Source organism: Nocardia sp. NPDC059236 (assembly GCF_042754085.1).
GTDB lineage: Bacteria > Actinomycetota > Actinomycetes > Mycobacteriales > Mycobacteriaceae > Nocardia.
Window position 1 is genome coordinate 344,728 of record NZ_JBHZAF010000008.1, and the last position, 21,446, is coordinate 366,173.

Sequence of the window (21,446 nt, forward strand, 5' to 3'; positions counted from 1 at the left end):
AGGTACGGTGAAGGGGTTCCCGTCTGGTCCGCAAACCCCTGCGAGTCATCGTGTACGAGGAATCCACCGCCGCGGTCCGCAAGCACGCCCTGATGTCGTTGTGGCAGTTGATCAGGGTCGTCGACGAGGATCCCGACGGCATGATCAGTGGGTCGCCCTACGCTACGGCCGGCGTGGTCGGACGGCTGTGGCAAACACCCCGAGTGCTGCCCGCGACGCCGGCGCGGCTGGGGCTGAATGCGTTGGCGCGCACCCAGAACGGCGACGGCAGCTGGGGGAGTCCGCACGCCCCGGCGCGGTATCGGGTGCTGCCCACGCTGGCGGTGGTGTGCGCGCTGCGGGGGCTCGCCGCGGACGCGCCGATCGATCGCGAGTGGGTGCGCGGCGCGGCGCGGCGGGGGAGCGAGTTCCTCTTCACCGATCCGGAAGTCTTTCTTCCAGAACGACTGCCCAGTCTCGAGGCGATCGAGTGCACGATTCCGGCACTGCTGGAACGACTCGCGAAGGTGTCCGATGCCGACGATCACTACCGCTCGCCCCTGCGCGTGGCCCGAATGTTCCAGCAGGCCAATGCCGAACATTGGGCACGCCTGCGGGCCCGCGCCGCGGCCGGTGATCGTGCCGCCTGGCGCGATGTCCCCCTCGAACTGCTCGATGCCCCGCCTCGGGGCTGGACAGTCGACCCGCACGCCCATGACGGTGCGGTCGCGTGCTCGCCGGTGCTGACCGCGACGGCCCTCGGGTGGCGCGGCGCCGAATTCGCCGGAGCCGAGCGGTATCTCTGCCGCGAGGGCATCCGCCGACAGGGCCTGTGGCCGGTGCTCGCGCCCGCGGTCAATTTCGAACGGGCGACGGCGGCAGCGCTTTTCGCACGCCTCGGCTTCCCGTTGCCGGCCGGGTTCACCGCCTCGTTGAGCGCCTCGCTGCGGTCGGCCCTCGGCGTGGAAGGTATGGCGTTCGCCCCCGGCCTGCCCCCGCACGCGGACGACACGGCGAAGGCCGTCTTCACCTTGAACTCCTGGGACGATCCGGTGGATCCCCGCTGCCTGCTGCGTTCTTCCGGCGCGGCATCGCCACTGGTCACCGCCCATCTCCTCGAGGCACTGACCACGGTGGCGCGGCGGGCGGGGTGCGATTCGTACCGTGACAGACAGGTCGCCGCGGTGCGCCTGCTCGTCGAAACCCAAGAACTGGACGGTCATTGGGACGACCGGACAGTCGCCTCTCCGTATCCGCCGACCGCCGCCGCGGCCATGGCGCTGGTTCGCGCGATCGAATCGGAGTTCTCCGCCGATGCCTTGCTGGCGGTAGCCCGGGCGATCGCCTGGTTGCTCGCGACCCAGCGGCCGGGCGGATCCTGGGGCGTATGGCATCCCACCACGGAGGAGACGGCCTGCGCGGTGCACGCGCTGTGCGTCTGTGCGAACCCGTCGGCCGAGCGTTCGGTGGCCCTTGCATTGCGCCGGTCTCACATTTTCCTTGCCGATTGCTATGACGCCGCGACGGCCGATTCGACGCGAACTCCATTGTGGCACTACAAAGATCTCGGATCGCCGCTTAGAATCGAGCGTCTGTATACATTGACCGCCCTGCTCATGAGCGGTTCACCGCTGCGGTGAGGCCATGGTGGGGACCTTGGTCACCAACCACGGACGGAACTCGTTCGAAACGTGGTTGCTGAGGGATATGTGGTGGGAAGATTACCGACGTGGAGCAAGCCGTTTTCGGCGCTGTCGAGATCTCGTCGTCCTCGACCCTTTCGCCACGTCAGGCGTTCGAGCAGTGGGAAGCCCTGATGGCGGATGCGGTCGCACCGTCGGTGATCGAGCCATTGCGCACAGGTCACTGGCACGGACAAGTCGCCACAACTCAATTCGACGGATTCGCGGTGTCGCGCATGCAGGCCAGCGCGCAACGGGCATTGCGGACAAAAAAGATGGTGGCACAGTCGACCGGTGAGTTCTTACTGGTGAATATCGTGCTCGAAGGAACGAATTGGACCGAGCAGCATGGCCAGACGGCCGAATGCAAGCCCGGCACCATCTCGTTCTTCGACAGCGGCGTGCCGCTGGAGAGCCGCACCACCGACAATTGCCTGTCGACGCTGGTACGCGCCCCGCTGCAGCTGGTGCTCGAGCACTCCGGCCTCACCCGCGACCAGCTACCCACCGCCACCGCCGTCCCCGCCACGGGGGCGCTGGGCGTGGTCGCCGGCTTCTTCCGCAATCTGGCCGAGCTACCGCCCGACGACATCGCGCGTGCGGTCACCGTCTTCGGCAGCGACGCCGCCGGCATGATGGCGTCGGCGTTGCTGCTGGCGAACGGCGAAAGTTCGCCCGGCCCATCGGATTCGCTCTACACGCGGCAGCAGGTGCTGGCCTACATCCGCAAGAACTTCACGAACTCGGACCTCACGGTCGACGAGATCGCGCATGCCTGCCTGATCTCGCGGCGCACGCTGTACCGGGTCTGCGAGGGCTTCGGCGAGCCGGGCGGGATCGTCCGCCGCACCCGGATCGCCCATGCCCGCCGCCTCATCCGCGCAGACCCCTCCCGATCCCTGGCCGCCGTCGCCGCCGCGTCCGGTTTCGCGACGGACCGCCACTTCTACCGGGCGTTCCGCGAGGAAACCGGGCTCACCCCGGGCCAATTCCGCGACCAGCTCGGGCCCCGCAACCGCACGCGCTGAGCCACAACAGGATTGGGGAGCCCTCACCGGACCTGCGCTCGAATCCCGGTTCCTGATCAGGGACGGGGTCGGGTGAGGGTGAAGGTGTCGACCGGGGTGGGTTCGCTGCGGGGACCCACCAGGGCGTAGTAGGCGGTGCTGGGGGCCGCGGTGCCGCCACCGCCGATCACCAGGTGCACGGTGCCTTTCGAGGTGTCGTACGGGCCGTGGCCGGTGTCGGTGGGGACCGGGGTGAGTGCGCCCGGCCCGCTGGTGCCGCGCACGGGATAGGTGCGTTCGTAGTGGTGTTCGTGCCCGCAGAGCACCAGGTCGACCTGGTATCGATCGAAGAGGGGCAGCCAGCTCTCGCGGATGCCGAGATCGGCGCCGTTGAAGTCGGAGATGGCGGTGGAGAAGGCGGTCTGGTGCATCACCACGATGACCCAGTCGATCTCGCGATCGGCGCGGGCGCTGCGCAATTGCTCCTCGAGCCAGCGTTGCTGGGCGCCCGAGGAATAGCCGCGCACATAGATGTCGCCGCCGTTCTGATAGCAGACGTCGTCATTGGCCAGCGCGATGATGCGTGCGCCGGCGACGGTGAAGGCGTACCAGAGGCCGGTGAACTGCTCCTCGGCGCCGGAATCGGGGACGGTGAAATAGGTTCGGAAGGCGCCATATCCGATCGGGCCGTTGCCGAGCTCGTTCTCGTGATTGCCGGCCGCGGGCATCCACGGCCGATTCCGTGCGGAGCGGCCATTACTGGTGAACCAGTCGTTCCCCCGCCATGCGACAATGCCCACTCCTACTGGCCGGAAATCGTGGTTGACCCACAGCGAAAACCATGTGGACGGCATACACGGAGAGGGGAATCGGAATGTCGGAGCTGCCCGCATGGTCGAGGCAGGACGGGTACGGAGTGCGATTCGAGTGGGGGCTGACCGGTGCGCGGGCACTCGGGCCGGGCTGTGCGGTGCTCGTGGTGATCGATGTGCTGTCGTTCACGACCGCGGTGTCGGTCGCCGCCGAGGCCGGGACGCGGGTGTTCCCGTATCCCGCACGCGATTCCACGGCGGCGGATTTCGCGGTATCCCGGGATGCCCGGCTGGCCGTCGGCCGCAGTGCGATGAGCGCCGCGAATCCGTGGTCGCTGTCCCCGGCCGCACTGCGCCGGGCGCCCGCGCCGGAGCGGCTGGTGCTGCCGTCGCCGAACGGGTCGGCCATTTCCGCTGCCGTCGAGGGGATTCCGGTGGTGGCGGCCTGTCTGCGGAACGCGTCGGAGGTGGGCCGGTGGATCGTGAAGCAGGGCTGGGGCACCGGGGATCGGCCGGTCGGGGTGATCGCCGCCGGTGAACACTGGCCGGGGCGGGAGGTGCTGCGCCCCGCGATCGAGGACTGGCTCGGCGCCGGTGCGGTCATCGCGGCACTGTCGGAGCACGGAGCCGGGCCCTTGTCGCCGGAGTCGATGGCCGCGCGGGCCGGCTACTCGGGCATCCCCGACGTGCCCGCGTTGATCGGTGACTGCGCCTCCGGGCGGGAGCTGGCCGCCATCGGATTCGGCGACGATGTGGCGATCGCGGTCGAGATCGACAGCAGCGCAGTGGTTCCCGTGCTGAGCGGCGACAGCTTCGCCGACGCTGCGGCCTGACCCTTACCCGTCGTGGTGAGATTCCGTGCGGCCGAAGAGAATGCCGCGCCGACGGATCAGAGTTGGTAGCTGTCGATATCGAGGTCGGCCGGGGTCTCGCCGCCGGCGCGGGTGAAGGTCGTCAAGGCGCGGATCAGGCCGGAGCGGTCGGCTTTGGGCATCTGCTCCACGACGGCGGCGAGCTCGCGGCGGCGGTGCGCGGTCACTGCGTCGACGACTTCGCGTCCGTGCCCGGTCAATTCGATGATGAGCTCGCGGCGGGAGTCCGGATTCGGTTTGCGGTCCACCAGTCCCGCGCCGACGAGCCGGTCCACCATGCGGGCCGCGGTCGAGGGCTGCACATCCAGTGCGGTGGCCAGCGTGACGACCTTCGACGGCCCCCGGGTCGAGAGGATCATCAGGGTGCGGAACTGCGGGATGGTGATGGAGTCGTCGACCAGTGCCAGCGAGCGCGCCGAGAGCGCGACGAGCAATCGCGACGCGCCCAGCAGGGCATCGGTGATCTCGTCCACCGACTCCGCGGCCACCGCGTCCTTCGCCGCCACCACTACCTCCACACGTTCTGCCGCTGCCTGATTGCTCCTATCCTGCCGGTTGCTCCTTGGGCGTGTGCAGCGGCATGGGCTTCGTGATGGAATCGAACTCACGCACATAGCAACTGTTGCATACTGCTTGTGTCGGGTAGGGTCTCCGAATCGTGGGAAATCGTGTTGCACTCCGTCTGCGAACCGACGGGTGCCGGTGGGGAATGGTCACGGTGATCGGCGTGGTCGCGGGGTATGCGTCGGTGCTGCTGGCCAATCCCCGCCACTTCTATACCGATGACACCGAATCGCAGTACGCCCCGATGTGGGTGATGCTGGGACGGCATCTGCACGACGGGCGCTTCCCGGCGCTGGTGCCGTGGGAATGGATGTCGGGCAACTACTCCATGGAGGAGGCGGGTCTCTACAACCCGCCGCAGCTGCTGGTCGACTGGTTCGCGCCGACGGTGGACAATCTTGCGCTCTACGTGACCATCGTGAAGCTGATCTTCTCTATCATCGCGGCGCTCGGCGTGTTCCGGGTGTGCCTCGCCTACGGGGCGCGCGGATCGTGGGCGGCGCTGGCGGCCATCGCCTTTCCGCTCTCGGGCTGGTTCCTGTTCTTCGACGAAGCCAGCTGGGCGACCTCGCTGACCGGTACCGCGTGGATGCTGCACGCGTGGGCCTCCGCCATCCGGTACACCCGCACGCCGGCGGACGAGCGGCGCTGGACCACCGGGCCGATACCGGTCTTCGTGTACCTCTACCTCGCCATCTCGGTCCAATATGTCTTTCCCGCAGTCGAATCCGCGCTGATGATCGGCGCGGTGGCGGTCGGCGAGGTGGTGCGGCAGCGCACCTGGCGGCCCGCGCTGCGGCTGCTGGCGGTGGCGGCCTGCGCGGGGGCGGTGGGGCTGGAGACGTATCTGCCGGGGATGCTGTCCTCACCGGTCACCTGGCGTGGCAACGAACGCATTCTGTCCGAGGACTTCCTGACCGTGCCGTGGTCGGAGTCGCTGAATGCCAGCCTGCCCAGTACGGTTCCGGCGTTCACCGGCTGGTGGGGATACGTGCAGCCGATGCCGATGGTCTACATCGCCTGGTTCCTGATTCCGTTGCTGGCCTTCATCGATTGGGGTGCGGTGCGGCGGTCGGCGCGCGAATACACCGGACCGGTGTTGTTCGCGGTCATCTTCCTGATGTGGACCGCCGGACCGGGGCGGATCGGCCCGCTGCGCTGGCCCGCGCGGGTCCTGCCCATGCTGGCGGTCGGGTCGCTGGTGCTGGTGTGCCTGTGGCTGAGCCGCCACGGACGTTTCGGGGTCCGGCGCCGTGGCGTGGCGGCGGCGGTGCTGCTCGGACTGCTGTTCATCCGATCGTTCTGTGCCGCACCGCATCTGGTGGTCCGGCATCTGATCGCAGTGGCGGCGGTGGCCGCCCTGACCGCCGCGTTCGTGTGGCTGATCCGCACCCGCGGGCCGGCGGCGGCCGGTGCGCTGGCGATCGTGGCGATGTTCCCCATCGCCTACAGTCAGGTGCGCCTGCAAGCGCCCACACCCATGTCGTATCACTTTCCGGAGCGGCGATCGCAGATGACCGCGGCCTTCCCGCATTTCGACGGCGTCACCCTCCAGCTCGCCGACCGCGCCCTGGTGCCGCCGGACGAGCAGAGCGCCGCCGGGGCCTGGAGTTCCCTGGCATTCGGCAACTACGCCAAGAACCTGCGCCTGAACTATGTGAACGCCTACACGCCGATCGGGTACCGGGAGTTCAGCAGGCTGCTGTGCATGGGCTGGGACGGGAGCACCTGCCCGGCCGCGTTCGGCGCGGCCTTCGCCGTCGAACCCACCACGGGGCGACCGTATGTCGACCTGATGAAGGTGGATCGCGTTGTGCTGCAACGCGCCCAGTACCCCGATGCGGGCGAGCAGCCCGCGCCGCCGGGCTGGAAGTGGGTGGACTATCCGGGCCACGAGCGCTACATCTGGGTGCTCGAACGCGAGAACGGCCCGATCTCCACCACACCCGGCCCCTCCGACGCGCGCGATGTCACCGCCACCCAGATCGGGCGCGACAGTGTCAGCAGCCACCTGCGCGTCACCTCGCCCGACGGTGGCCGCCTGGTCTTCGCGCGCCTGGCGTGGCCCGGCTACCGCGTCACCCTCGACGGCCACGACATCGGTTTCCATCCGGTCGCGAATACCTTTGTGGCCGTGGATATCCCGCCGGGCACCCGGGATGCCGACCTGGTGGTCGCCTGGCGTCCGCCGGGCTGGAAGATCGGCATCGCCACCGCACTGGCCGGATTCCTGGGACTGGCCCTGCTGGATTGGCTGTACCGCCGTGCGCGCCGAGACGACGACCTCGAAACTGGGCTGCTCGCAGACGATTTCGACCCGCTCACCGAGCCGCTGATACCGGTCCTGGTCTGATCGGCATGTGGCGGGTGCTCGGGTGTGACCGGTTTCGCCTCGATGTCCGGTGCGTGGCCGTGATCACACTTGCCCGTTGTGCCCGAATGTTCGCTGTGCGCGAAGCCGTTCGACGAGCGGTGCCGGGCCGGGGTTTGATGGTTGCGTACCGGTAGCGGTTGCCTATCACCGCGAGCTGGTGGCGTTTCGCGGTCCAGCGGCGACCAGAGGACGGGGATAGGCTGAACAACGTGCAGAGGGAGCGATCGTGAACGAGACATCCGGCGCCGCCCTGCCTTCCACCGCTGCTGATGCGGACCGGATGATCCCGGAGGAGGCCTCGGAACGGCTGACGGCGGAATTCGGGTCGGTGGTGGACGCCACCACCGTCACACGCATCCTCGACAACTCTTTCGCGCACCTCGACGCCATCGGCATCGACCGCGCCCGACTGGCCGGGGTCGCCGAGCGGTTCGCGCGAGAACGGTTGACGGCCTTGGCCCGCGTCGAGGGACGCGCCATCCGCACCGGTCCGGCCGTGGTGTTCGTGTGCACGCACAATGCGGGACGTTCGCAGATGGCGCTCGGATTCTTCAACCGGCTGGCCGGGGACCGGGCGTCGGCGTGGTCGTGTGGCTCGGCGCCGAACACTGCGGTCAATCCGCTCGTTGTCGCCGCCATGGCCGAGCGCGGGGTCGACATCGCCGACGAATTCCCGAAGCCGTGGGCCGATGAGCTGATGCGGGCCGCCGACGTGGTCGTCGACATGGGCTGCGGTGACACCGATCCGATCATCGCCGGGCACCGCTTCGAGCAATGGCCCCTGCCCGATCCGGCCGGCGGGGGCATCGAGGAGATCCGCGGCATTCGCGACGCGATCGAACTCCGGGTTCGCCGCCTGGTCGCCAACCTCGGTCTGGCTGCCTGACCTGCGGGCACTGCTGCCGGCCGGGCACCGCCTGGCGGGGACCGCGCGCACCACCCCGATGCGGCTGTCGGAACTGGCGAAGGAGACGTGGATCGCCGGCTGCCCGCAGTGCCGGGGACACCCCGTCGATGCCTGCGCGGACGCGGGATTCCACCCGGACATCGCCTATGCCACCGAGAATCCGGGCGCGGTCGCCGGGCCATTAGCGGGGCTTTCACCCCCTATTACAGATGCTTGGGAAATATCGCCCCGGGTCACACTGGGAAACCCTGATTCCCGGCTAGCGTCGAAGGTGCCCTGCTCCGCTTCGCGGGCCTGAACCGGAAGGACACCGAGATGGCTGTGACCCAGGACGACACGGTCGACGAGACCGACATCGACCGCTCCGACCCGGAGTACCGGAGCTGGCTGCGCGAGGCCGTACGCAAGGTGCAGGCCGACGGCAACCGCTCCGCCGACACCCACCTGCTCACCATCCCGCTACCGCCGGAATGGGGCATCGACCTCTACCTCAAGGACGAATCCACCCATCCCACCGGCAGTCTCAAGCATCGGCTGGCGCGGTCGCTGTTCCTGTACGCGCTGTGCAACGGCTGGCTGCGGCCCGGCCGCCCGGTGGTGGAGGCGTCCAGTGGATCCACCGCGGTGTCGGAGGCGTACTTCGCCAAGCTGATCGGCGTGCCGTTCATCGCCGTCATGGCGCGCTCCACCGTGCGGTCCAAGATCGACCTCATCGAATTCCACGGCGGCGCCTGCCATCTCGTCGACGACCCGAGCGAGGTGTACGAGGTCGCAGCCCGGCTCGCCCGGGAACGGGGCGGCCACTACATGGACCAGTTCACCTACGCCGAGCGCGCCACCGACTGGCGGGGCAACAACAATATCGCCGAATCGATCTTCCGCCAGCTCGAACAGGAGCGTTATCCCGAGCCGAGCTGGATCGTCGCCACCGCGGGTACCGGCGGCACCTCCGCCACCCTGGCCCGCTACGTCCACTACACCCAGCGCGACACCGGCATCTGCGTCGCCGACCCCGAAAACTCGGCGTTCCTGGAAGGCTGGCGCACCCTCGACCGAAACACAACCTCCGCCAAGGGATCCCGCATCGAGGGCATCGGCCGCCAGCGCATCGAACCCAGCTTCCTCCCGCACGCCATCGACCGCATGATCCGCGTCCCCGACGCCGCCTCGGTCGCCACCGTCCACCTCCTGCAGCGCCTGCTCGGTCGCCGCTGCGGCGCCTCCACCGGCACCGGGGTCTGGGCCGCCTTCGCCGTCATCTCCGGCATGCTCGCCCGAGGCGACCGGGGCAGCGTCGTCACCCTCCTCTGCGACCCGGGCGAACGCTATCTCGACAAGTACTACAGCGAGGCCTGGCTCGCGGAACAGGGCATCGATCCGACGCCGTATTCTGTTCGGCTGGAACAGTTTCTGCTCACGGGTGAGCTCTCCCGTTGATGCATCGGTTCGTTGCCGCCGGTTCCCCTACCAATACTGATGGCGCTTTCCGTCGGTATCGGCGATGAAGACGACCGCGGCCGCGCCGGACAGGTCGGCGGGGGTGAGCGGGATGTGGCCGGGCACAATCGGTGTGCTCGTGCCGGTGGACGGGGAGAGTGCGGCGCGCAGGGCGGGCGCTGGGAAGAGGGTGCGGTGGGGTGTGGCTGCCGCCAGTGAGTGCTGAAGGGTGTTCGGGTCGGGGTCGGGGCTGGCGTCGGTTGCCACGAACAGGTAGCGGTCCGCCAGCGTCATGTGGACGAGTGCACCAGCATTCCCCCAGCTCTTGGCGTCATCCTGGGCGGGGCTCAGGTGGGCATTGTGGGCGAAGACCAGGGACGGGCCCCGGTGTTGCTCCTGAGCGACAATGGCGAGGAGATTGTCGGCCATCATTTCGGCGCGGACACTGAGGACGGTGTCGATGCGGTCGGGAGTGTCGGTGGCCATGGCGGCGTGGTAGCGGAGCAGGCCCTGGGCAGTGCGGGCGTAGGACACGGCTCGGTTGTGGGCGGCGGGGTCGGCGGGGCGCGGGCCGGGGGAGGCGCGGTGCAGTGCGCCGGCGAGATCGTCGGCGAGGAGGCGGAGGGCATGGGCTCGGGGGGAGTTGCCGATGGATGCCGCCGGGTCGGACATGGCGGCCGGATTGGTCCAGTCGGCGTCCTCGCCGGCCAATTCGTCGAGTTTGCTTGCTGATTCGGGACGCAGGGCGGCCGGCAGGCAGTCGGCGGCCCGGGCGAGAGCATGGCGTGGGCCGGGGGCGCCGGCGTATTCCACCGGGGCATCGAAGCCGTGGAAATGCACCCGATCCTCGGGCGCGCGGGCGGTGTTGTGCGCCCGGAGCCATTCGACGAGTTCGCGATTGCCCGGCACCGCGCCGAAACCGTGGCTGAACCCGGTGGCGAGCACGGTGTCGATCTCGGTGGACGCGCCGCACACATAGTCGTCGACAATGGACGCGGCGAAGTAGTCGGACTCCAAAACGATTGACCGGTAACCCCGTTCGACGAGGTGACCGAGAACGTCGTTGCGCAGCAGCGGGAATGCGGCGATGCCATGTGTCGGTTCGCCGAGCGCGAACAGGGCGGGCGGTTCGGTGCGGGTGGCGAGCAGGTCGTCGAGGGCGCGGCCCAGGTTTTCCGGATCGTCGATCGGGCGGCCGATTGACCGCAATGCGGTGGCAGTGGACATGGAGACCCCTTCCAGAAGGAACTGCCTTCGACACTATCGTTGAAGGTTCGGGTGAAACTTGCCCGAACGTGACCAGGTGTCAGGTGTTCGAACCCTCAAACGGAGGTGCGATCTGCGACCCATCGATCTCGCGCGGGAACACGGATTGTCCGCACAGGCCATCCGGAATTACGACGAGGCAGGCGTCCTCCCGCCCACCGAACGCAGCGACACGGGCTACCGGCTCTATACACCCCTGCACGCCCAGGCCCTGCGCGCCTTCCTGGCGCTACGCCGTGGCCACGGCCATCAGCCGGCCACCGACATCATGCGCGCAATCAACCGGGGCGACACCGAAGCCGCCTACCGGCTCATCGACGCCACCCACCTCGCCCTGCACACCGAACGCGCCACCCGAGCCGACGTCGCGAGGGCCCTGCACAGCCTGTCCACCCCGACCCCGCCGGATACCCCGCGCAGGCCGCTGACCGTGGGCGAACTCGCCCGCCGCCTCGACCTGCACCCGGCAACCCTGCGCACCTGGGAAACCGAAGGCATCCTGCATCCCGACCGCGATCGCGCCACCGGCTACCGCCACTACGGCCCGGACTGCGTGCGCGACGCCGAGATCGCCCGGCAACTGCGCCGTGGCAACTACCAGCTGTCCCAGATCACCCAATTCCTCGACGCCCTCCGAACCGCAGGCGGCACAGCAGCTCTGACCGTCTTCCTCGACGCCTGGCAAGAACGCCTGACCACCCGCAGCCGAGACCTCCTCACCGGCGCAGCCCAACTCGACGTCTACCTCACCCTGCTCGATCAGCGCGGCCCCGAGGCGATTCGGGATCGGTGACGGCCATGTTCCCGACGGGGGCATCCGCTCGTCCGCGGTGGGTCAGGGCAGGGGCGCGGCCCAGTGGACCCGGGTGCCGCCGGATTCGCCCGCCTCGATACCGAAACTGCCACCGCGGTGGCAGTTTCGGTATCGAGGCGGGACCAAAGCGCAAACATCCCAAGCGGTTCGGGGAGCGAGCGCCTCGGGTTTGCCGGAGCGTCAGGGATGGAGGGGTTGCCGGCGCGGGACGACGCGGCGATGGCTGATGCGCCAGCCGGAAGCGGTGCGGACGACGATGTCCTCGTAGGTGACGCTGGCGGCGGTGCCGTCGGTCGCGACCGCGAGGCCCTTCGACAGGGCCTGCACGGTATCGGATGTGGTGGGCGACACCACGATATTGGTGACGTGATGCCCCAGCGGGTTGCCGTCGCCCAGTTGGAGCGCCATCTCGCGCAGGGCGTCCCGGCCGGTGACCACGCCCGCGCCGTAGGCGGTCAGGTCGTAGGCGATGTCCTCGGTGAAGACCTCCCCGAAGCGGTCGAAGGCGCCGGCATCGCTGAGATGTCCGTGCAGGGCGAGCAATTCGTGAATGGCCAGCCGGTCGGCCGTGGAGATCGACATAGCACGCAGTGATACGCGGCCGCGGGCGCGATCGCCAGTCGTTTTCCGGATCAGGGCAGGGACAGCGACGCGGCGGTGAGACGCCAAAGGCGTTCGGCGGCAAGGCCCACGGGCGGACGGGGGTGCACGCGCAGCTGCTGGGCGATGCCGTGGCGCAGGCCGCCGATGACATACGCGCCCGCACTGTCGGGGTCGAGATCGGCGGGGATCTCGCCGGTGGCCTGGCCGCGGCGGATATTCGTGGCGGCCGCGTCGCCGAGATTGCGGATGTAGACGGCCTCGATCTCGGTGAGGCCCGGATCGGGCGCCGCGCGGTTGAGCAGCAGCGCCGCGAGCGGGTGCTCGAAGTGGAAGGCCACGAAACAGTGGGTGCGGGCGCGCTCGCGGGTGGCCCAGTCGCCGTCGGCCGGAAGCCGGTCGTCGGCGATGGCCCGGCTCAGGCCCTCGTAGAAGTCGTCCCAGATGGCCGCCAGCAGACCGACTTTGGAGCCGAAGTGGTGGTAGAGCGCGCCGGTGCTCAGGCCCGTACGGCGGGTCAGCGCGCTCAGCTCCAGGGTGCCGTTGGCGTGGACCAGTTCGTCGCGGGCGGCGTCGAGTAGTTGTTGACGTCCGATCGGTGCTCGTGCCACAGTCGAACAATAACAGAACTCAGTTATGTAAAGGATGGCGGGATGAGCGCGAAGGTGACATCGCTACGCGATCTGGACGGCGATCTGGCCGGAACCTACCGGCGCAGCCAGAGCAGCGGCGCGAGCGTGGATCCGGCGGTGGTCGAGGCCGATCTGGCCGCCGTCGAGCGGGACGGCTACGTGATCCTGCACGACATGCTGACTCCGGCCGAGCTCGACCGGATCCGGGAAAGTGTTGTGCCACTGCTCGACCGGATCGGCCGGAACAATTTCGAGGGGCACTCGACACAGCGCATCTACAGCGTGCTGAACAAGACTCGCGCCTGCGACCGCATCGCCGACCACCCGCGGGTGCTGGCCCTGCTGGACCGGCTGTTCCTGCCGAACTACCTGCTGTCCATGCTGCAGGTGATCAACATCCTGCCCGGCGAGCAGGCGCAGATGCTGCACACCGACGACGGCTTCTACCCGCTGCCGCGGCCGCGAAAGGGGTTGGGGGCGGCCACCATCTGGGCCATCGACGACTTCACCGCCGAGAACGGCGCGACCGACATCATTCCGGGCAGCCACCTGTGGGGCGACCGCCTGCCCGGGGAATCCGACCGTCGCGAACCGGTGGTGATGCCGGCAGGTAGCTGCGTATTCTTCGTCGGCACCCTGTGGCACGGCGGCGGCGCGAATCGCTCCCCGAATCCCCGCCTCGCGCTCACCGCCCAGTACTGCGAACCGTGGCTGCGCCCCCAGGAGGCGTTCACGCTCTCCATGACCCGCGATACGGTCCGCGCGGTGTCCGAGGATATTCGCCGAATGCTCGGCTACAGCATCCACCCGCCGTTCATCGGACAGGTCGACGGCATGCACCCCAAGCGCCTCCTGGAACCCGGGGCACCCGCTCTGTAGTGCTCAGCCGGCCAGTTCCCGGGCCAGCTGCACGGCCGCTTTCATATCCGGCGCGTACCCCACCCGCCACTGCAGCCGATCGATCGGCGTCACCGAGACCCGATAGCGATTCTCGACCCGTTCGATTTTGACGATGACCCGCTCACTCAATGGGGCGTCGGTCTTCATGACTTGCTCTCCTGACCCCTGTCAAAGCGTCCGGGACGACAGATGAGAATTCACGAGGTAAGAGCGGGTAGCTGCTTGCTATCCAATAACTGTAGAAAGAACCGCGCCCGCTAGATACGGGCAAACGTCACATTCTGGACGCACTCTCCCAGGCGCCGCCGCGCCGCGGGCGCACCGGCGAGGTGGCCGCGGTGGCGGTCGGTGAGGGTGTCAGTTGCCGCGACGACGGCGAGGGGCGCCGTCGGTGCGCTGGGATGCGGTCCGGCCGGAGGTGCCGCGGGTACGCGGTTCGGCGGGGGCACCCTGCCGCGCGTTGGCCGTGCCGCGGCGCTCGGTCCGGCCGCGGGTGCCCTGGTTCTCGCCGCGGGTGACGCCGGTGCGCGGGTTGTGGCCGTTCGAGGTGCTCGTGGCCGAGGCGCGAGGCTTTCCGCCGGCGCGGCCTCCCGCGCGGCGGGCGGGCCGGCCGTCGGTGGCGGTGTCGGGCTTCCGGGCCGCGGGGCGGTCGGGGGTGCGCGCATCGTCGGTGTTCTGGGAGCCCTGCCTGCGGCGGTTCCGAGGTGCGGTCTGCTTCGCGTCGGTCGCGGCCGGGCGGGTCCGCTTCTTGGGCTGGCGGGCTCCCCGTGCGGGGGAGGCGGCCGACGTGTCCACGCGGTGCGGTGCGGCGGCCGCGGGGAGGGCGACCAGCGGGGCCACCTCGCCGATCAGCTGCGTGACCGCCGGAGAGTCGGCGGTGACCGACTGCGGGGTGGCGGTGATCTTGGCCTTGCGCATGAGGGCGGCGAGGTCGGTGCGCTGGTCGGGCAGGACCAGGGTGATGACGTCGCCGTGGTTGCCGGCGCGGGCGGTGCGGCCGGAGCGGTGCAGGTAGGCCTTGTGCTCGGCGGGCGGATCCACGTGGACCACGAGTTCCACGCCGTCGACGTGGACGCCGCGGGCCGCGACGTCGGTGGCGACCAGGACCTTGGCGGTGCCGGCGGCGAAGGCGGCGAGGTTGCGATCGCGGGCCGGCTGGGTGAGATTGCCGTGCAGGTCGACGGCGGGGATGCCGGCGGTGGTGAGCTGGCGGGCCAGCTTGCGGGCCTGATGTTTGGTGCGGGTGAACAGGATTCGGCGTTCGGACCCGGAGGCCAGGCGGTGCACGACCGCGCGCTTGGCCTCCGTGGTCGGCACCTCGAACACGTGGTGGGTCATGGCGGCGACCGGCGAATTCGCTTCGTCCACAGCGTGTTTCACGGCATCGGGGAGGAACCGCTGGACCAGCTTGTTGACGCCGTTGTCCAGGGTGGCCGAGAACAGCAGGCGCTGACCGTCTTCGGGCGTCGCGGCCAGGATGCGCGTGACGCCGGGCAGGAAGCCCAGATCGGCCATGTGGTCGGCCTCGTCGATGATGGTGATCTCGACCGAGTCCAGGCTGATCAGGTCCTGCCGCATCAGATCCTCGAGGCGGCCGGGACAGGCGATGACGATGTCCACGCCCCGCTTCAGTGCCTGCACCTGCCGATGCTGCGAAACGCCGCCGAAGATGGTGGTCACCGACATGCGGTAGGCGGCCGCGAGCGGCTCCAGGGTGGCCGCGATCTGGGTCGCCAGTTCCCGGGTCGGCGCGAGCACCAGCCCGGCCGGGTGATTCGGCGCACACCGCTGCGCGCGCTCGCCGAGGCGATCCACCATCGGAATGGAGAACGCCAGGGTCTTTCCGCTGCCGGTCCTTCCGCGCCCGAGCACATCGCGCCCGGCCAGCGAATCGGGCAGGGTGTCGGCCTGGATGGGGAAGGGCTCGGTGATGCCGGCGTTGGTGAGCGCACGGACCAGGGGGTCGCGGACGCCGAGCGCGGCAAAGGAGGCAGGGGCAGAAGTCATCGGTGTTGCAGTGCCTTTCGGGCATCGGGGTGTGCCCGAGCCGTGCTGCGGATCTCGGATCCGCGCCGGGGGCACAAGGTGGCGAGATTGCCAGTGGGCAAAATCGATCGCCGTAAGGAAAGCTAAGCCGCGCAGTGGGGGCTGCTTGGAAGTTCGTAGCGATCTACGACGCTGATGTGACCGTGCGTGTGTCTGGGCCACATCCATGATCAACAACGTGTCGCTGGGAGTCTACCCGGTATCGGAATTGGCCCCGAACGCGGGGAGCGCGGGTAGTTGGGGCAGGGGCCGGGCGTGTAGCCAGCTGTCCCAGAGTGATCGCAGTGACCTGGTGCTGTAATGCCCTGCCAGGTCGGTGAATTCCTCGGTGGTGATCGAGGCGTGGCGATACCGCGCGGTCCACTCGCGCAGCAGATCGAAGAAGGCGGGATCACCGAGTGTGAGCCGCAACGCATGCAGTGTGAGCGCACCGCGCTTGTAGACCCGGTCGTCGAACATGTGGTCCGGTCCGGGGTCGGCGAGCAGGAGGTCCTGCGGCAGTCGCGCCAGATTCCGGTGCGCGGTGCGCGCCAGCTGGTCCGCGCTCGGCCCGCCGGCCGCCTCCGACCAGATCCATTCCGCGTAACAGGCGAAGCCTTCGTGCAGCCAGATGTCGCGCCACTGCGCGATGGTCAGGCTGTTGCCGAACCACTGGTGGGCCAGCTCGTGCGCGACCAGCCGTTCGTAGCCGCGCCGCCCGTCGCAGTGGTTCGCCCCGAAGACCGAAATGCCCTGCGCCTCAATGGGAATCTCGAGTTCGTCATCGGTGACCACCACCGTGTACGCCTCGAACGGGTACGGCCCGAACTTCTCGGCGAAGACCTCCATCATGCGTGGCTGCCGCGCGAAGTCGTGCTCGAAGGCGATGCGCAGCCGCGGCGGCAGCACCGCCTGCATGGGCACCGCGCCGCGCGGCGCGTCGACCCGCTGCTTGCGGTAGTGGCCGATCTGGATGGTGGCCAGGTAGGTGGACATCGGCTCGGGCTGCTCGTACACCCAGGTGGTCTGGCTGGCCTTGGTCTGCTTGCGCACCAGGGTGCCGTTGGCCTGCGCGTAGTACGGCGAGTCGGTGGTGATCGAAATCCGGTAGCTGGCCTTGGAACTCGGGTGATCGTCACACGGGAACCAGGAGGCCGCGCCATTGGGCTGGCTGGCCACCAGCACGCCGTCGGTGAGCTCCTCCCACCCGACCTCGCCCCACGGACTGCGCAACGGCCGAGGCGGGCCCGCGTACTGCACGGTGAGCGCCAGCACCCCGCCCGCCGGAATCCGCTGCCGCGGCGTGATCACCAATTTGCCGCGCTGATGGGTGAATTTGGCGGGCTTGGCCCCGTTCACGAACACCTTGGACACCGCCAGCGCCTGAGACAGGTCCAGCGCGAACCGATCTCGCACCCCGGTGGTGACCGCGGTGATGTCGGCCCGCCCGGCCAGCCGGTTACTGGCGACCTTGTACACCAACTCCAGCTCGTAGCGGGAGACCCGGTAGCCGCGATTCCCGTTCTGCGGCAGGTAATCGTCGATGGGCTGGTCGAGCCGGTCGGGCATCAGCGGCCGCCCTCCGGCCAGGGCGCGATGGGGTTGCCCCACCAGCGGGTGGACGGCGGCACGCTGTCGCCGCGCATGACCAGCGAGGCCGGTCCGATGGTCGCGCCTGCGCCGATCACGCTGGCGGGCAGGGCGACACAGTGCGGTCCGAGGGTGGCGCCCGCACCGAGGGTGACGGTGTCCATGGCCATGATGCGGTCGTGGAACAGATGGGTCTGCACCACGCAGCCGCGTTCCACGGTCGCGCCGTCACCGAGTGTCACCAGGTCAGCCTCCGGAAGCCAATAGGATTCGCACCATACCCCGCGGCCGATGGTGGCGCCGAGTCCACGCAACCAGACATTCAGCACGGGCGTACCGGTCGCGGCGCGCGCGAACCACGGTGCGGCGACATGCTCCACGAAGGTGTCGGCGACCTCGTTGCGCCACACGAACGAACTCCACAGCGGATGCTCCTCGGTGCGAATCCGGCCCACCAGCAGCCATTTCGCGAGCACCGAGGCCGCGCCCGCCGCCGCGCCCGCCGCCAGCAGCACCACACCGCTGAGCAGTGCGGCGGGCAGGTGGCCGAGGGTCCGGGCCAGCCAGGCCAGGGCGAACAGCACGGCGAGGCCGATCGCGAAGCTCACGAACACCGGGATCAACCGGCAGGTCTCCACCACCGCGCGGGCCACGCGCAGCCGGAACGGCGGATCGAAGGTGCGTGCGGTGTCACCGGATTCGGCGGCGCGGCGCAGGCGGGTCGGCGGGCTGCCCAGCCACGACGAGCCGGCCTTCGCCTTGGACGGTGCGGCCGACAGCACGGCGACCAGGCCGTTCTTGGGCACCCGCCGCCCGGGCGCGGTCATGCCGGAGTTGCCGAGGAAGGCGCGCTTGCCGACCTTGGCCTCGCCGATGCGCAGCCAGCCACCGCCGAGTTCGTAACTGGCGACCATGGTGTCGTCGGCCAGGAACGCGCCGTCGGCGACCACGGTGAACTTCGGCAGCAGCAGGACCGTCGAAACCTCCACGCGCTTGCCGACCTTCGCGCCCAGCAGGCGCAGCCACACCGGGGTCAGCAGGCTGGCGTAGAGCGGGAACAGGAAGGTGCGCGCGGAATCCAGCAGCCGTTCGGTGGCCCACGCCTGCCAGCCCGGGCGGCTGCGCACGGGGTGATGGCCTTCGGTCAGCCCGATGCCGAGCAGTCGCACGGCCACGATGGTGACCGCCGCGTACACGGCCAGCACCAGCAGCATGGCCACCGGGAGGACGGCGAAGGCGCGTTCGAATCCGGCTGCCAGCGTCCGGGTGTCGCGAATCCACCAGGCGATGAGCAGACCGCCGGTGCCCAGCGCGAAGATCGGCACCGAGGCCAGCACCATGGAGGTGATGCCGAAGATCGCCACCCAGTGCGCGGCCCGTGCGGGCGTCTCGTCGGGCCAGCGGTGCTGTGCCCGGCCGACTTTCACGGCGGGGGAGCCCGCCCACTCCTGTTCGGCCTTCACCTTGCCCGATACCGAGGAGCCGGGCGCGATCTCGGCATTGCGGCCGATCCTGGTGCCGGGCAGCAGGATCGAGCGGGCGCCGACCACCGCGCCCGGCCCGATCTCGATCGGCCCGATGTGCACGAGATCGCCGTCGATCCAGAAGCCGGACAGGTCCACCTCGGGTTCGACGCTGCAGCCGTCGCCCAGTTCGAGCATGCCGGTGACCGGCGGCAGCGTGTGCAGGTCGACGCCCCGGCCCACCGTCGCGCCCAGCGCCCGCGCGAAGGGCACCATCCACGGTGCGCCCGACAGGTTCTCGGCGCCGCTGGCCTCGGACAGTCGCACGGCCGTCCACAGCCGCAGGTGCACCCACCCGCCACGCGGGTAGGTGCCCGCGCGCACGCCGCGCAGCAGCAGCCGGGAACCGGCCACGCACAGTGCCATCCGGCCGGGCGGGGAGATGAAGAGCAGGAACGCCACCAGCATCCACCACCACGACAGGTGCGGCAGCCACGGCAGCGACCCCGACCAGGCGGCGACATTGCCGACGATCGCCAGCCAGGTCAGCCATTGCAGACCGGTCAGGGTGGTGAGCGGAATCGTCGCCAGCAGCTGGAACAGCTGTGCCGACCGGGGCACCGGCCGGACCAGTCGCTCCTCGACCGCGGCGGTCGGCGCGAAACCGTCGAGCAGGGCGGCCAGGGCGCCCAGCCGCGGATGGTCGTAGAGGTCCGCGACGGCGATGCGCGGCTGCCGTTCCCGCAGCGCCGCCACCAGCTGGGCGGCCGCCAGCGAGCCGCCGCCCAGATCGAAGAAGTCGGCGTCCGGGTCGGTGACCTCCGCGCCGAGAATCGAATCCCACAGTCCCGCGACCCACCGCTCCGTCTCGGACAGACCGCTCTCGGGGGTGGCGGCGATGGCCTTGGGCAGTGGCCAGGGCAGCGCGTCGCGGTCGACCTTGCCGGAGGTACGGGTGGGCAGTTCCCCGACCACGGCCAGTCGCGGCACCAGCGGGGCCGGAAGCTGTTCGGCGAGAATGGTTCTCGTGGCGGTGAGGTCGTAATCGGCGCCGGGTCCGGTCAGGTAGCCGACCAGGATCTTGTTGCCCGCCTTGGTGGTCCGGATCGCGGCGGCCGCGCCCGTCACACCCGGCAGATGCTGTAGCGCGTTGTCGATCTCGCCGAGCTCGATGCGGCGGCCACCCAGTTTGATCTGATCGTCGGCCCGGCCCAGGAAGACCAGTCCCTCGCGATCGTTGCGCACCAGATCGCCACTGCGGTAGGCGCGTTCCCAGCCGACCGACGGCAGCGGCGCGTACTTCTCGGCGTCCTTGGCCGGGTCGAGATAGCGTGCCAGCCCGGCGCCGCCGATGACCAGCTCACCGGATTCGCCCTCGCCCACCGGATCTCCGGCCGCGTCGACGACGGTCAGGTCCCAGCCGTCCAGCGGCAGCCCGATCCGGATGGGGAAGCCGCCGTCCAGCAGCGCGGCGCAGGCCACCACGGTGGCCTCGGTGGGGCCGTAGGTGTTCCACACCTCGCGCTCGGAATCCTGGTTGCCGGCAAGCCGTTCGGCCAGCTCGGGCGGCACCGCCTCACCGCCGAAGATGAGCAGCCGCACGGGTTCGAGCGCCTCGGCGGGCCAGGTGGCCGCCAGCGTGGGCACGGTCGAGACGATGCTGATCTCCCGGCGGACCAGCCACGGCCCCAGATCGGCGCCGGTCCGCACCAGCGCGCGCGGCGCCGGGACCAGGCAGGCGCCGTTGCGCCACGCCAGCCACATCTCCTCGCACGAGGCGTCGAAGGCGACCGACAGTCCGGCCAGTACCCGATCCCCGGGCCCGATCGGCGCGTCCTGGAGGAACAACCGCGCCTCGGCATCGACGAACGCCGCGGCATTGCGATGGGTCACCGCAACACCTTTCGGTGTGCCGGTGGAGCCGGAGGTGAAAATGATCCACGCGTCGTCGGCGGGCGTGGGCGCGGCCGTCGACGTCACCTGGTCGCCGGATTCCCTTGCCACTCCGGTGGATTCGATCCCGGCCGCGGTCACGATGGCCGAGACCCGGGCCTCCCCGAACACCAGCCGGGCGCGTTCGTCGGGATCATCGGCGTCCACCGGCACGTACGCGGCTCCGGCGTGCAGGACCGCCAGGATCGTGATGTACAGGCCGCGCGTGCCAGACGGCATTCGCACCCCGACCCGGTCGCCCGCCCGCACCCCGGCGGCGGCCAGGCGCTCGACCTCGAGCGCGATCTCCGCGAGCAGCTCCGCGTATCCGAGCTCCACCTCACCGTCGTCGAGAGCGGGTGCGTCGGGGTACGCCGCGGCGGTGGCGGCGAGAATATCGACCAGCGTGCGGGCCGGCGGTGCGAGGGCGGCCCGCAGCATCGGGTTCGCGACTATCTCGGTATCGGCCTGCTGTTGCGGCATTAGGTGCTGCCCACCTCTCGTGGAACCATCCGGCGCTTGTGCGTTGGTTGTTTCATACGAGAGTTACCGACAGGCAAACTGTGAGGCGGCCATTGGTCCACGGTACC

General features: G+C 69.5%; 17 protein-coding genes and 1 pseudogene. 9 read left to right on the forward strand and 9 right to left on the reverse strand.

Going from position 1 to position 21,446, the window contains the following annotated elements; all coding sequences use genetic code 11:
• Positions 1-50: 50 nt before the first annotated feature.
• The gene (locus ACFXIV_RS23145; RefSeq protein ID WP_379395878.1) at positions 51-1,619 is read left to right on the forward strand and encodes a hypothetical protein; all 1,569 of its coding nucleotides are present in this window, start codon (positions 51-53) and stop codon (positions 1,617-1,619) included.
• An 89-nt stretch (positions 1,620-1,708) separates the two neighbouring features.
• Positions 1,709-2,689 (forward strand): AraC family transcriptional regulator, encoded by a 981-nt coding sequence (locus ACFXIV_RS23150; protein WP_379395877.1) that lies wholly within the window; start codon positions 1,709-1,711, stop codon positions 2,687-2,689.
• Positions 2,690-2,745: 56 nt separating this feature from the next.
• Here ACFXIV_RS23150 and ACFXIV_RS23155 read toward each other — a convergent pair.
• Positions 2,746-3,444, reverse strand: a pseudogene (locus tag ACFXIV_RS23155) (metallophosphoesterase); the annotation flags it as partial.
• Between the two features lie 98 nt (positions 3,445-3,542).
• Between ACFXIV_RS23155 and ACFXIV_RS23160 the strand changes: the two are divergent.
• On the forward strand, positions 3,543-4,313 hold the full coding sequence (locus ACFXIV_RS23160; protein ID WP_379395875.1) for a 2-phosphosulfolactate phosphatase: 771 nt from the start codon (positions 3,543-3,545) through the stop codon (positions 4,311-4,313).
• Between the two features lie 56 nt (positions 4,314-4,369).
• On the opposite strand, the gene ACFXIV_RS23165 is transcribed toward ACFXIV_RS23160, so the two are convergent.
• Positions 4,370-4,858 carry a MarR family winged helix-turn-helix transcriptional regulator gene (locus tag ACFXIV_RS23165; protein ID WP_379395873.1) on the reverse strand — a complete coding sequence of 163 codons (489 nt, stop codon included), beginning with the start codon at positions 4,856-4,858 and terminating at the stop codon, positions 4,370-4,372.
• A 203-nt stretch (positions 4,859-5,061) separates the two neighbouring features.
• Here ACFXIV_RS23165 and ACFXIV_RS23170 point away from each other — a divergent pair, with 203 nt between their 5' ends.
• From ACFXIV_RS23170 to ACFXIV_RS23185, 4 genes are all read left to right on the forward strand, one after another.
• Positions 5,062-7,269: a hypothetical protein gene (locus ACFXIV_RS23170; RefSeq protein WP_379395871.1), complete on the forward strand. Its 2,208-nt coding sequence runs from the start codon at positions 5,062-5,064 to the stop codon at positions 7,267-7,269.
• 247 nt (positions 7,270-7,516) lie between these two features.
• Positions 7,517-8,176 (forward strand): arsenate reductase ArsC, encoded by a 660-nt coding sequence (locus tag ACFXIV_RS23175; RefSeq protein WP_379395869.1) that lies wholly within the window; start codon positions 7,517-7,519, stop codon positions 8,174-8,176.
• A 13-nt stretch (positions 8,177-8,189) separates the two neighbouring features.
• Positions 8,190-8,495, forward strand: a complete 306-nt coding sequence (locus tag ACFXIV_RS23180) for a LysR substrate-binding domain-containing protein (protein ID WP_379421327.1) — start codon at positions 8,190-8,192, stop codon at positions 8,493-8,495.
• Positions 8,496-8,512: 17 nt separating this feature from the next.
• Entirely contained in the window at positions 8,513-9,634 is a 1,122-nt protein-coding gene (locus tag ACFXIV_RS23185) for a PLP-dependent cysteine synthase family protein (protein ID WP_379395867.1), read from the forward strand.
• A 27-nt stretch (positions 9,635-9,661) separates the two neighbouring features.
• Here ACFXIV_RS23185 and ACFXIV_RS23190 read toward each other — a convergent pair whose 3' ends face one another.
• Positions 9,662-10,861: an erythromycin esterase family protein gene (locus ACFXIV_RS23190; protein WP_379395865.1), complete on the reverse strand. Its 1,200-nt coding sequence runs from the start codon at positions 10,859-10,861 to the stop codon at positions 9,662-9,664.
• A 112-nt stretch (positions 10,862-10,973) separates the two neighbouring features.
• Here ACFXIV_RS23190 and ACFXIV_RS23195 point away from each other — a divergent pair, with 112 nt between their 5' ends.
• Complete coding sequence (locus tag ACFXIV_RS23195) at positions 10,974-11,693, forward strand: MerR family transcriptional regulator (RefSeq protein ID WP_379396451.1); 720 nt, start codon at positions 10,974-10,976, stop codon at positions 11,691-11,693.
• A 201-nt stretch (positions 11,694-11,894) separates the two neighbouring features.
• Here ACFXIV_RS23195 and ACFXIV_RS23200 read toward each other — a convergent pair whose 3' ends face one another.
• Positions 11,895-12,296 carry a nuclear transport factor 2 family protein gene (locus ACFXIV_RS23200; protein ID WP_379395863.1) on the reverse strand — a complete coding sequence of 134 codons (402 nt, stop codon included), beginning with the start codon at positions 12,294-12,296 and terminating at the stop codon, positions 11,895-11,897.
• A 50-nt stretch (positions 12,297-12,346) separates the two neighbouring features.
• Positions 12,347-12,925: a TetR/AcrR family transcriptional regulator gene (locus tag ACFXIV_RS23205; RefSeq protein ID WP_379395861.1), complete on the reverse strand. Its 579-nt coding sequence runs from the start codon at positions 12,923-12,925 to the stop codon at positions 12,347-12,349.
• A gap of 42 nt (positions 12,926-12,967) precedes the next feature.
• On the opposite strand from ACFXIV_RS23205, the gene ACFXIV_RS23210 reads away from it, so the two are divergent.
• The gene (locus tag ACFXIV_RS23210) at positions 12,968-13,825 is read left to right on the forward strand and encodes a phytanoyl-CoA dioxygenase family protein (protein ID WP_379395859.1); all 858 of its coding nucleotides are present in this window, start codon (positions 12,968-12,970) and stop codon (positions 13,823-13,825) included.
• 3 nt (positions 13,826-13,828) lie between these two features.
• Here ACFXIV_RS23210 and ACFXIV_RS23215 read toward each other — a convergent pair whose 3' ends face one another.
• From ACFXIV_RS23215 to ACFXIV_RS23230, 4 genes are all read right to left on the reverse strand, one after another.
• A complete protein-coding gene (locus ACFXIV_RS23215) occupies positions 13,829-13,993 on the reverse strand; it encodes a hypothetical protein (protein ID WP_379395857.1) in 165 nt (54 codons plus the stop codon).
• A 210-nt stretch (positions 13,994-14,203) separates the two neighbouring features.
• Entirely contained in the window at positions 14,204-15,853 is a 1,650-nt protein-coding gene (locus ACFXIV_RS23220) for a DEAD/DEAH box helicase (RefSeq protein WP_379395855.1), read from the reverse strand.
• 231 nt (positions 15,854-16,084) lie between these two features.
• Positions 16,085-17,440: a M1 family metallopeptidase gene (locus ACFXIV_RS23225; RefSeq protein WP_379395853.1), complete on the reverse strand. Its 1,356-nt coding sequence runs from the start codon at positions 17,438-17,440 to the stop codon at positions 16,085-16,087.
• Positions 17,440-21,339 (reverse strand): Pls/PosA family non-ribosomal peptide synthetase, encoded by a 3,900-nt coding sequence (locus ACFXIV_RS23230; protein ID WP_379395851.1) that lies wholly within the window; start codon positions 21,337-21,339, stop codon positions 17,440-17,442. The genes ACFXIV_RS23225 and ACFXIV_RS23230 overlap by 1 nt, the downstream gene beginning before the upstream one ends.
• Positions 21,340-21,446: the final 107 nt, after the last annotated feature.